The organism is Zhongshania aliphaticivorans (assembly GCF_001586255.1).
GTDB lineage: Bacteria > Pseudomonadota > Gammaproteobacteria > Pseudomonadales > Spongiibacteraceae > Spongiibacter > Spongiibacter aliphaticivorans.
This window is the reverse complement of record NZ_CP014544.1, coordinates 1,683,212-1,695,251: the sequence shown is the minus strand read 5'-3', so window position 1 is coordinate 1,695,251 and position 12,040 is coordinate 1,683,212. Positions and strand designations below refer to the sequence as shown.

Annotated in this window: 12 protein-coding genes; 1 reads left to right on the top strand and 11 read right to left on the bottom strand. The window is 51.2% G+C overall.

Annotated elements, in window-relative coordinates; translation table 11 throughout:
* Position 1: 1 nt before the first annotated feature.
* The 9 genes from AZF00_RS07460 to AZF00_RS07420 form a co-directional block, all read right to left on the bottom strand.
* Positions 2-907 carry a DUF368 domain-containing protein gene (locus AZF00_RS07460; protein ID WP_008247513.1) on the bottom strand — a complete coding sequence of 302 codons (906 nt, stop codon included), beginning with the start codon at positions 905-907 and terminating at the stop codon, positions 2-4.
* Between the two features lie 39 nt (positions 908-946).
* On the bottom strand, positions 947-1,585 hold the full coding sequence (locus AZF00_RS07455) for a protein-L-isoaspartate(D-aspartate) O-methyltransferase (protein ID WP_008247511.1): 639 nt from the start codon (positions 1,583-1,585) through the stop codon (positions 947-949).
* A gap of 77 nt (positions 1,586-1,662) precedes the next feature.
* Complete coding sequence (gene truD / locus AZF00_RS07450) at positions 1,663-2,685, bottom strand: tRNA pseudouridine(13) synthase TruD (RefSeq protein ID WP_008247509.1); 1,023 nt, start codon at positions 2,683-2,685, stop codon at positions 1,663-1,665.
* A complete protein-coding gene (gene ispF, locus AZF00_RS07445) occupies positions 2,675-3,166 on the bottom strand; it encodes a 2-C-methyl-D-erythritol 2,4-cyclodiphosphate synthase (RefSeq protein ID WP_008247506.1) in 492 nt (163 codons plus the stop codon). Before ispF ends, truD begins: the two co-directional genes overlap by 11 nt.
* On the bottom strand, positions 3,159-3,875 hold the full coding sequence (ispD, locus tag AZF00_RS07440; RefSeq protein WP_008247504.1) for a 2-C-methyl-D-erythritol 4-phosphate cytidylyltransferase: 717 nt from the start codon (positions 3,873-3,875) through the stop codon (positions 3,159-3,161). Before ispD ends, ispF begins: the two co-directional genes overlap by 8 nt.
* 43 nt (positions 3,876-3,918) lie before the next feature.
* Positions 3,919-4,197 carry a cell division protein FtsB gene (ftsB, locus tag AZF00_RS07435; protein ID WP_008247502.1) on the bottom strand — a complete coding sequence of 93 codons (279 nt, stop codon included), beginning with the start codon at positions 4,195-4,197 and terminating at the stop codon, positions 3,919-3,921.
* Between the two features lie 83 nt (positions 4,198-4,280).
* Entirely contained in the window at positions 4,281-5,564 is a 1,284-nt protein-coding gene (gene eno / locus AZF00_RS07430) for a phosphopyruvate hydratase (RefSeq protein WP_008247500.1), read from the bottom strand.
* Positions 5,565-5,603: 39 nt separating this feature from the next.
* The gene (kdsA, locus tag AZF00_RS07425; protein WP_008247499.1) at positions 5,604-6,455 is read right to left on the bottom strand and encodes a 3-deoxy-8-phosphooctulonate synthase; all 852 of its coding nucleotides are present in this window, start codon (positions 6,453-6,455) and stop codon (positions 5,604-5,606) included.
* A 50-nt stretch (positions 6,456-6,505) separates the two neighbouring features.
* On the bottom strand, positions 6,506-8,131 hold the full coding sequence (locus AZF00_RS07420; protein ID WP_008247497.1) for a CTP synthase: 1,626 nt from the start codon (positions 8,129-8,131) through the stop codon (positions 6,506-6,508).
* 185 nt (positions 8,132-8,316) lie between these two features.
* On the opposite strand from AZF00_RS07420, the gene AZF00_RS07415 reads away from it, so the two are divergent.
* Positions 8,317-9,120: an inositol monophosphatase family protein gene (locus tag AZF00_RS07415; RefSeq protein WP_008247495.1), complete on the top strand. Its 804-nt coding sequence runs from the start codon at positions 8,317-8,319 to the stop codon at positions 9,118-9,120.
* An 83-nt stretch (positions 9,121-9,203) separates the two neighbouring features.
* On the opposite strand, the gene secF is transcribed toward AZF00_RS07415, so the two are convergent.
* Positions 9,204-10,127: a protein translocase subunit SecF gene (gene secF, locus AZF00_RS07410; protein ID WP_008247494.1), complete on the bottom strand. Its 924-nt coding sequence runs from the start codon at positions 10,125-10,127 to the stop codon at positions 9,204-9,206.
* A 9-nt stretch (positions 10,128-10,136) separates the two neighbouring features.
* Positions 10,137-12,011 carry a protein translocase subunit SecD gene (gene secD / locus AZF00_RS07405; protein WP_008247493.1) on the bottom strand — a complete coding sequence of 625 codons (1,875 nt, stop codon included), beginning with the start codon at positions 12,009-12,011 and terminating at the stop codon, positions 10,137-10,139.
* Positions 12,012-12,040 lie beyond the last annotated feature (29 nt).

Here is a 12,040-nt window from a genome sequence, read left to right as displayed (position 1 = left end):
ATTAGGCTTTTTTGGCAAACCTCTCTATCAAGAGTACCAAAACAACGCCAATCAAGGCCAATGCCAATGAAAAAAGCAATTGGGCATCGCCTTTTACCGCATATTGCCAGGGCAAAACATTTTGCCAGCCCGGCGCTAAAGACTCTGCGAGGATGCCGCCGGTGGCATCTAACTTCCAAGGCCAAATAATACTCAATGAGCCTATTAGCAGGCCACTTAAGCCCGCCAAGAGCTGGGGGCGGAAGTGTTGCATAAGCCAGGACAATAAGCGCACAAATAGCATCAAACCTACCCCACAGCCTGCCATAAAGCTCAGTAAGGCAAATAGATCCATGCTTTTAACGGCCTCGATCACCGGCTGATACATACCCAGAAGCAGCAAGATAAAGCTCCCAGATATGCCGGGTAAAATCATGGCACAAATCGCTAAGGCGCCAGATAGAAATAAATTGAGCGGTGTACTGGCAATGTCCGCCGGACGAAACTCGCCTATCAGCAGGGCGAAGCCAATACCGCACAATAGCCATCCGATTTGTCGGCCAGCGCCGGGAATCTGCCGATACACCAATACCGCAGATGCCAGTATCAAACCAAAAAATAAGGCTGCCAAGGGTACCGGGTGATGGTGTAATGCATAGGAAATAAAGCGCGCCAAGGACAAGACACTCGTCGCAATACCCAGCAGCAAACTCATTAAAAAGCCGCCGTTGATGTGCTGCCAAAATGCAGTAGGCCCAGATTGGAACAACAACTGAAGGGCCTGAATATTACACGACTTTAAACTTTCAATAAGTTCGTCGTAAATACCGGTGATAAAGGCAATCGTGCCGCCTGACACACCTGGCACTACGTCGGCGGCGCCCATGGCCAATCCGCGAATAAAAACCGCAGGATAAAATCCTTTCATTAAAATTCCTTCGTGGCCAAAATTGATATCGTTATTGCACTAAGACAATAAACCCGCGAGTAAAGGCACAAATAAAACAGGCTCAATAATTTGTTCTTGGATACCCTCTTCTGTCTTATCATAAACATAGAGGGCCTGCTGCTTGCCTTGCGGGCCAATTGGTATCACTAAACGGCCGCCCATCGCCAATTGCGCCAATAATTCTTGAGGGACTTCAGCCGGTGCTGCTGCCGATAAGATCGCGTCAAAAGGCCCACGGTCCTTCCAGCCCATACCGCCGTCGGCATGGCGTAACTGAACATTGGTCAGGCCCAGCTGACGCAGACGCTGACGGGCTTTTTCTTGCAGGGGTCGAATACGCTCAACGCTAAACACCCGCCCTACTAGTTGAGCCAATATCGCGGTTTGATAGCCCGAGCCGGTCCCCACCTCCAAAACCCGTTCTCGCGGGCCATTTGCCAGCAGTAACTCGGTCATACGAGCAACAATATAAGGTTGCGACAAGGTTTGCTGAAAGCCAATGGGCAGCGAGCTGTCTTCGTAGGCGCGATGAGACAGTGCCTCATCAAGAAAGATATGGCGCGGCGTGCCGCGAATCACATTTAGAACCGTGTTATCAGTGATCCCGCGTTCACTCAAGCGCTCAATTAAACGGTCCCGGGTTCGCTGGGAGGTCATCCCGATGCCTTGCAAATTTAAGATTGTCACCCAGTTATCTCTATTAACACTAATAAACAACGACGCTATTGCCGCCCCTAACTCGCCAGCGGGTAGCGAATTAATTCTCGCACAAGCGCTGTGGCGAAACAGCCCCTAGGCAAGGAAAAGCTCAGCTCCAGCGACTTATTACCCGTAAACTGCCATTGGAAATCTTGGGGGATCAGCCGCAGTGCCCGTCTCTCCATACTCAAACCATGTTTAAGCAAGCCCTCACATAAATCTGCGTGCAGGCTATACACAGCCTCTTCCGCACTGGCCGCGGCGGCACTCACTACTAAGCGCCCAGCCTTACCGAACAGCGGCCCAGTGGCTTGAATATCGCCACTGGCTAATCGGGCCAACGTCTCCTCGTTGCGTTCGGCGCTAAATACGCTACCGCTGTCTCGCAGCGCGTAAATTTCGCCCTCTAAACCGGTATTCCAACTGCCATCAAGCACCCGATTCGCCAATACGGTATTAAACAGGTAAGACCTAGCTGCAGAAAGATACATGCTGCGCTCAAAACGGCTCGGCGTTAGCGTACCCGCAAACCACTGTTGGCAAGCACTTATATTACCGCCTTGGTGGCCAAAGCGCTGCTCACCAAAGTAATTCGGCACGCCCTGAGATAGCTGCGCTGCCCGGTGGCCAAGCTCATCAAGATCACCTCCTAAGGCACTTAAGCACAAGGTAAATCGGTTATAGCGATGGCTGCCCAAACGCAGCTTTTGACGGTGGCGGCCCTTGCGCAATATTTTCCAGGTTTCCGCTTCCGGCACATCCCACGCGGGAAAGTTTTTACCGGGCAGGTGCACGCAAAACCACTGACGAGTGATGGCCTGGCGATCTTTCTGACCCGAATACGTTACGGCTTTAGGCTGCACACCCGCTAAGCGCGCCAATTGCCTAGCGACGTACTCCGTATTATCACCGCGCTTTTCTATCCACAACCAGTCAAACTCGCCATCGTCGCTAAATTCAACGGGGAAAACCTCTTCAACAACAAAATCTTCAGGTTGGGCTTTTAATACACCACTAAGCTGCGGAGTACCGAGTGCACGAGGCCAATCAGGCAACATCGCCACGCTCCAATAACACCACGGCGTCTACCGCAATACCTTCGCTGCGGCCGACAAAACCTAATTTTTCGGTGGTGGTCGCTTTCACGCTAATCTGACCAACTTCTAGATTCAAGACCTTGGCAATGGACTCGCGCATGGCGGGAATATAACTGGCCAGTTTAGGCGTTTGCGCTGCAATGGTGATATCCGCATTACCCAGCGCATAGCCCTCTTGCTGGATTAATTGATAGCAATGCGCCAATAACTGCGCACTGTCAGCGCCTTTATAGCGCGGATCGGTATCGGGGAAGTGCTTGCCAATATCACCCAATGCCAAAGCCCCAAGCAATGCGTCACAGAGCGCATGAAGGGCAACATCACCATCTGAATGCGCAATGAGTCGGTACGCACACGGCACCCAAACCCCGCATAAATGAATGCCTTCGCCCTCATCTAGGCGGTGGACATCATAGCCATGGCCAATACGAATTCTAGTCATTCACGCCTCCAGCCAAAAAAGCTGTCGCTATGGTGAGGTCATCAGGATAGGTAATCTTAATATTACGGTGACTGCCTTCAACCAAGAGGGGCCGCCCGCCAAATTGCTCTATTGCCGAGGCCTCGTCGGTTACCGGCAAAGCATGCTCACGACAGTGTTTGAGCGCAGCACGAAGCTCGCCGTAGCGAAATAGCTGCGGTGTTAACGCCCGCCACAAGGCATTTCTATCAACTGTTTCGACCGCTTCACGCTGGCCGTTGACTCGCTTAACAGTATCGACCACCCGCGCCGCCAATATTGCTCCAGGAGGATGCTCGCGCCCCTCTAGGAGTAAAGCGTGGATATCCGCATCACTAAGACAAGGCCTCGCAGCGTCATGCACCAGCACCCAATCCGTCGCCGCAGCACCGTTAAGTGCAGCCAGAGCCAACTCGACAGACTCCGCGCGTTCTAGACCACCGGTGACAGACCTTACCTTTGGATGCTTAGCACAGGCGAGTTTGATAAAGGTCTCGTCTTCCGCATGCAGGGCGACAAGGACCTCATTGATCTCAGGACAACGCAACAATGCAGCGATGCTGTGTTCAATTACCGTTTTTCCAGCTAGGGGCAAATATTGTTTGGGAAGCGCTGCACCAAAGCGGCTGCCTCGGCCTGCGGCGGGCACTACTGCCCAAAGGCGAGATGCAACTGCCTTATCCTCAATCATGTTAGCACTGCCTGTTTCGTTTCAAGCTATTATTCTGTTCCAACTATTCTTCAACGATGAGATAAAAGGTCTCATCGCTCTTAATCAAACCCATATCATTGCGGGCGCGCTCTTCAATGCTATCGAGATCATTCTTCAAGCTACGCACTTCGCCATACAGGCGCTCGTTACGTTGACTCAATTCGTCGTTCACCTTTTTTTGCTGAACGATATCCCGGCGCAAACTGGTAATTTGCTCCCAACTACCCGTACCCGTCCACAGCCTAAACTGCAGCATAGTCAAAATGACCAGCAGTAATAAAAGCAATCGCCGGCGCGTCATTGTGCTGCCATCTCACTCATATCCATACTGATCCTCAATACCCGCAATGTCATTAAGGGGCAGCGCAAGCTGCCCCTTAAAACTTAAGCGCGGAATTCGTCGCGACCACGGTATGCCGCGCCCAACTCAGCTTCAATACGAAGCAAACGATTGTACTTAGCGACGCGATCTGAACGACACAGCGAACCTGTTTTAATTTGGCCAGCCGACGTCGCCACGGCCAAGTCGGCAATGGTAGTGTCTTCGGTTTCGCCAGAGCGATGCGAAATAACCGCGGTATAACCCGCATCCTTCGCCATCTTAATCGCGTCTAGGGTTTCCGTCAGCGAACCAATCTGGTTGAATTTAATCAAAATGGAGTTAGCAATTTTGTTATCAATACCACGCTTTAAAATTTTAGTATTGGTTACAAACAAATCGTCGCCAACCAACTGCACACGGTCGCCAACTTTGCGAGTCAAGGTTGCCCAACCGTCCCAGTCACTTTCATCCATGCCGTCTTCAATCGAGATAATCGGGTATTTTTGGCTCAGCTCGTCTAAATAGCTCGCAAAACCTTCAGCATCGAATTCTTTACCTTCGCCGCTCAGCACGTATTTGCCGTTCTTGTAAAATTCGGAAGAAGCGCAATCCAGCGCCAGCGTGATGTCTTTGCCCAATTCATAACCGGCGTTGGCAACGGCCTCAGCAATGGCTTCAAGTGCGGCTTCATTCGATGGCAGGTTCGGTGCAAAACCACCTTCGTCACCTACTGAGGTGCTCAGACCACGAGCGACCAATACTTTCTTGAGGGAGTGGAAAATTTCCGCACCCTGACGCAAGGCTTCAGCAAAAGTCGGCGCGCCAACGGGCTGAATCATGAATTCTTGAATATCGACATTATTGTCGGCGTGCTCACCGCCATTAATGATATTCATCATTGGCACGGGCATAGTGTACTGACCTTCCGTGCCATTGATTTGCGCAATACGCTGGTACAGGGGAATACCCTTTTCAATCGCTACCGCTTTTGCCACCGCCAAGGAGACTGCCAAAATAGCGTTGGCGCCCAAATTTGATTTGGTCTCGGTGCCATCGGCAGCAATCATGGCATTGTCGATAGCACGCTGATCTTCAGCGTCCATACCGAGTAATAAGTCACGAATAGTCGTATTGATATTGGCAACGGCTTTAAGCACGCCTTTACCCAAATAACGGCTGGCGTCGCCATCGCGCAATTCTAGGGCTTCACGAGATCCCGTCGATGCCCCTGAGGGCGCACAAGCACTGCCTACAGCGCCAGATGCAAGTACAACATCCGCTTCAACGGTGGGGTTACCGCGAGAATCCAGGATCTCATACGCTTTAATATCGACAATCTCTGCCATGTGAGTTTTCTCCGTGTCAGTCTTTATAAAATTAAAAATCTATTGAATATCGAGTGTCGGCAAGGATTTAACAACATCGTCCACTGCCTTCATATGTTCTAGGAAGCCTTTAAGCGCAGACAAAGGCAGTGCGCTGGGGCCATCGCACTTGGCTTGATCTGGATTGGGGTGAGCCTCGAGGAATAAACCAGCGATACCCAAGGCCATACCTGAGCGGCCAAGCTCGGCAACTTGATTGCGACGTCCGCCCGACGCTGCCCCCATCGGATCGCGGCATTGCAGTGCGTGAGTAACGTCAAAAATCAGCGGCGCACCGCCGCTGACATCGCGCATAATTTTAAAGCCAAGCATATCGACAACGAGATTGTCATAGCCGAAATTGCTGCCGCGCTCACACAGCATAATTTTATCGTTACCACATTCGGCAAATTTTTCGACAATATTTTTCATTTGCGCTGGGCTTAAAAACTGCGGCTTTTTGATATTAATAACCGCGTCGGTGGCCGCCATCGCCGCCACTAAATCAGTCTGTCTGGCCAGGAATGCGGGCAACTGAATAACGTCACACACTTCAGCGACCGGGCCCGCCTGATAAATTTCGTGTACGTCGGTAATAACGGGGATGTTAAAAGTCTGCTTAATTTCTTGAAAAATGCGCAAACCTTCTTCCATTCCCGGCCCTCGGTAAGAGTGCACTGAGGAGCGATTGGCCTTATCAAAAGACGCTTTAAAAACGTAGGGAATGCCTAATTCAGCACACACCTTTACATAATGTTCGGCGACCTTCATGGCCATGTCCCGGGATTCAAGAACGTTCATGCCACCAAATAAAACAAAGGGCTTGTCATTCGCCACATCAATGCCGGCAACACTCACTACTTTATCTTTCATCTTTCTATTCCTTAAATCCCGAGACTGGTCAATGTGTTCGCAAGCGCCAGTTACGCTTTACTGTGGGCATACGCAGCGTTAACAAAACCACTGAACAGCGGGTGGCCATCGCGCGGCGTAGACGTAAACTCGGGGTGGAATTGACAGGCGATAAACCAGGGGTGATCTGGTATTTCTACCACTTCAACCAAGCTCTTGTCCGCTGACCAGCCGCCAACTTTCAAACCATTAGCCTGCATGTTTTCAACGTATTTATTGTTCACTTCGTAGCGGTGACGATGGCGTTCGGTAATCAATTCGCTGCCATAAACGGCACTTACCGCAGAACCTTCAACAAGATGACACTGCTGGGCACCGAGACGCATACTGCCGCCAAGATCAGTATCTTCATTGCGCTGCTCAACACCACCTTCAGCGGTGACCCACTCAGTAATTAAACCGATCACCGGATCGCTGCACTTATCATCAAATTCAGTACTATTGGCGCCGCTAATACCCAATACGTTGCGGGCAAATTCAATCACCGCGACCTGCATCCCTAGGCAAATACCCAAGTAGGGAATTTTATTTTCTCTGGCATATTGTACGGTGAGAATTTTACCTTCCACGCCCCGGTTGCCAAAACCACCAGGCACCAGAATGCCGTCAACGCCGTCGAGCACGCCAAGGCCTTCATTCTCGATAATTTCTGAGTCGATATAACGTACCGCCACCTTAGTACGACTGTGAATGCCCGCGTGTTTCAAGGCTTCGTTTAGCGATTTATAGGCATCAAGCAATTCCATATACTTGCCGACCATGGCGATTGTCACGGTCTGGTCCTGATGTAAATCACCGTCGATAACAGTATCCCACTCAGTGAGATCCGCTGGCGGGCAATCGAGGCCAAAGCGCTCAACCACTAGCTCATCTAAGCCTTCTGAAGCCAATAAAGATGGAATACGGTAAATTGAATCAACGTCGCGCAATGGAATAACCGCGCGGGACTCAACATTTGTGAACAGTGCTATTTTATGGCGGCTGCTCAAGTCGATTTCGTGGTCTGAGCGACACAGCAAGATGTCAGGCTGTAAGCCAATAGAGCGCAGCTCTTTAACAGAGTGCTGGGTGGGCTTGGTTTTGGTTTCACCAGCGGTGGCAATATACGGCACCAAGGTCAGGTGCATCAGCATTGAGCGTTTGGCACCTAATTCAACTTTTAACTGACGCGCCGCTTCAAAGAAGGGTAAACCTTCAATATCACCAACCGTGCCACCAATTTCAACAATAGCGATATCGGCATCACCGGCACCCGCGAGAACTCGGCGTTTAATTTCATCGGTAATATGGGGAATTACCTGTACTGTGCCGCCAAGATAGTCGCCGCGACGCTCTTTACGCAACACGGTTTCATAAACCCGGCCAGCAGTGAAATTATTACCCTTGGCCATTTTGGCGCGCACAAAGCGCTCGTAATGACCAAGATCAAGGTCGGTTTCTGCACCGTCTTCGGTAACAAACACCTCACCGTGCTGAAATGGACTCATGGTACCGGGGTCTACATTAATGTAGGGGTCCAGTTTCAACATGGTCACTTTGAGGCCGCGAGCCTCGAGAATAGCGCCCAGCGATGCTGAAGCGATGCCTTTACCGAGAGACGAAACAACACCGCCGGTGACGAATATAAAACGCGCCATGTCATGCCTTTTTGATAGTGCGATAAGATATAGGGCTGGAAAAAGCGGTGCTTCTTTGCCCCTTGAGATGGGACGTCAGTCTAACAGGAAGGCCCTAGCGAAACAATGAAATTAGGCCTCCGTCGCGCGCCGAGTCTCTGTTATAATGCGCCTCCAATTGCTTGCACATTCAAGGCCTTAGTACTATGCAACCCATGCTGAATATCGCATTGCGCGCCGCCCGTAAGGCGGGAGACATTATCGCTCGCGCATCTGAACAACTGGATCGCGTTCAAATCGAGTCCAAAGGCGAGAACGATTTTGTGACCGAAATCGACCGCAAAGCCGAGCAGGAGATCATTTACCACCTGCAAAAAGCGTATCCTGACCACGGTTTTCTGGGCGAAGAGTCCGGCGCGTCGGGAAATGCCGACAGCGATTACCAGTGGATTATCGACCCCATCGACGGCACAACCAATTTTGTGCGCGGCATTCCCCACTTTGCCATTTCGATTGCCTGTGTATTTCAGGGCCAAATCGAACACGCAGTGATTCTCGACCCGATTCGGCGCGAGGAATTTACCGCCAGCCGCGGTCGCGGTGCGCAGGTCAACGGGCGCAGAGTGCGGGTTACCATGAACCCCAGCTTAGAAGGCGCCTTAATCGGCACCGGCATTCCGTTTAAAGCCCATAACGCTCAACACCTGCCAGCCTATATGCGCAGCCTAGAAGCCGTGGCCGCAGAAACAGCGGGTGTCCGCCGCGCTGGCGCCGCATCGCTCGATTTAGCCTATGTTGCGGCCGGACGTCTCGACGGATTCTGGGAAATAGGCCTGAGTAAGTGGGATATCGCGGCAGGCATCCTGCTCGTGCGCGAAGCCGGTGGCTTGGTCAGCGATTTCAGCGGTGGTGGCAATTATTTTGAAAGCGGCAATATTGTTGCGGCCAATCCCAAGTGTTTGAAGGGATTACTGCAGGCAGTGCGCCCGCATTTAGAGAAATTGCGCTAGCCTCGGGAGAGGCTTGACGGGAGACGGGAGAGGCAAAAGACCTGCCCTAGCGCCTCCCGTCTCCCGTACAGCATTAAGCGCCTTTATGGCAAATCATCTACCTCTGCCCCTTCCTTCTCCTGCACGATCAAGTCATCTTGGCTGATATTCATTGTTACCAGCAAGCTGGCGACGATGTAAATCGACGAGTACGTACCCACACCAATACCAACGAGTAGCGCGAGCGCGAAGCTATGAATCATTTCGCCACCAACGACCGCTAAAGCAATCAACACTAATAAAGTGGTTCCGGATGTGACCAGCGTACGGTCGAGGGTTTCCGTCAGCGAGATATTGATGACTTCAACCGCGTCGTGCTTGCGTAATTTACGCAGGTTTTCACGAATACGGTCAGCTACAACAATTGAATCGTTTAGCGAGTAACCAATTACCGCCAAAACGGCCGCCAATACGGTGAGATCGAAATCCCAGCCCACCAAAGCGAATACACCTAAGGTTATGATGACGTCATGCCCCAAGGCCGCTACCGCACCGAGAGAAAACTTAATTTGGAAGCGCATCGCAACATAGATCAGCACCACCACCAAAGCTAACAGAACGGCTAGTCCGCCCTGCTCCCGCAGCTCCTCGCCAACTTGTGGGCCCACAAATTCAATGCGGCGCAAATCGATTTCGCCGGTGGTGCCGTTTTTCAGCACTTTTAGCACTTCTTCGCCGAGAGTCGGGCTCATACCCTGCGGTAAACGCACCAACACATCAGTATCAGAACCAAAATTCACCACCACCGCGTTGTCGTAACCAGCCGTCTTAAGCTGATCTCTCACTTCTGGCAGTGCGACAGGTTCTTCGTAAATGACCTCAATTAAGGTGCCGCCGGTAAAATCCAAACCAAAATTCAAGCCCTTAAAGGCAAGTAAGCCAATAGCAACCAAAACTAGGCTGGCAGAAAGCATAGTGGCCAGCTTACGCAAGCCCATAAAATCAATAATTTTTGTGTTCTCAGTCATATGTTTCCCCTAGATCGCCAGCTTAGTGACGCGACGACCGCCGTAAAGCATATTCACAATGGCTCGTGTACCCATAATTGCAGTAAACATTGAGGTGACAATACCCAACGACAAGGTGACCGCAAAGCCTCGTACCGGCCCGGTGCCTACCGCATACAAAATCACCGCCACCAGCAAGGTGGTAATATTCGAGTCCATAATAGTGACAAAGGCCCGACCATAGCCGGCCTCAATAGCATGCTGCACCGATAGCCCCGCTTTTAACTCTTCTCGTATTCGCGAGAAAATCAGCACATTGGCGTCGACCGCCATACCCACGGTCAAAACGATACCTGCAATACCCGGCAGCGTGAGTGTAGCGCCTAGCATCGACATACAGGCAGTGAGCAGAACAATATTAAAACCCAGCGCGGCAACGGCGATGACGCCAAACACGCGGTAGTACACCACCATAAACACCGCAACCAAACCAAGTCCGATTTTTACTGCATTGAAACCCTGAGCAATATTTTCGGCGCCCAGCGACGGCCCGACCGTGCGCTCTTCAACAAAGTCGATTGGCGCCGCAAGCGCACCAGCGCGCAGCAATAACGACAGCTCAGCTGCCTCACCCGGCGCGTCTAAACCAGTAATCCGAAACTGGACGCCAAGCGCATCTTTAATTGTGGCAAGACTAATGATTTTTTTCTCGTCATACGGCACTTTGACAATCTGCTCTTTACCTTGCGCATCCGTTTCATAATAAGTGCGACTTTTCCGTTCAATAAACAACACCCCTAAACGGCGATTGATATTGTGACGAGTCATGCGGTGCATCAGCGTACCGCCCTCACTGTCGAGGGTAATACTGACCTGGGGCATGCCGTTTTGGTCAAAACTTGCCTGGGCATTAGCCACCCGCTCACCAGTTATTACCACGTCGCGCTCTAACCAGGCGCTCGGCTCGCCTTGGCCTGGATTGCGAAATTCAAATTGCTCACGATCAGACACCGGTGCGTCGTAGCGGGCCTCTAATCTAAAGTCGAGGTTCGCGGTTTTACCCAAAATCCGCTTAGCTTCGGCAGTATCTTGAATACCGGGCAATTCAACCACAATACGATTGCGACCTTGACGCTGCACCAAGGGCTCTGACACGCCCAACTCGTTCACGCGGTTACGCAAAGTCGTCAAGTTTTGACCAACCGCGTAATCTTCAATTTCTTTGCGTTTGGCCTCACTAATTAAGGCACTGAGATAATAAGCGCTGTCTCCAGCCGGTGAATCCACCCGCTGCCCAGTTAATTCCGTAAACTCCTTCTTAATGATGCTCAACGCTGAGTCACGCAACTCGGACGACGTAAACTTACCGGTAATAACGCCGTCATCACCCAAACTAATAAAACCACGCACACCCTCTTCACGCAGTTTCTTTTTTATCCCAGAATTATAGTGTTCAAGGCGAGTAGCAATCGCTGAATCGGTATCGACTTCAAGTAAAAAGTGCACCCCACCACTCAGATCGAGGCCAAGCTTCATCGCTTGCGCACCAAGATTACTCAGCCACTCTGGCGTGTTGGAAGCCAAATTCAAGGCAACAATATAGCCGTCACCCAAACTACGCTGCACTACGCGCTGTGCGCGGAGCTGCACGTCGGCATCGTATAAACGAATCAAGCCGCTTTTACCGGTCTCATTGGCTTTTTCGCCAAAGTGTTTAATACCACTGGCTTCCAGTGCCGCCGACAAGCGTTCCATCTGAGCTTGGTCAATGATGACACCACTGCTCTCCCCAGATATTTGCAGCGCCGGATCGGGCCGATACAAATTGGGAACCGCGTACAGTAAACCTAAGCTCAGAACCGCCAAAATCAGCAGGTTTTTCCAGAGCGGATATTTATTTAACATTCTATTTCCACCAAAACCGCCTGTTGCGA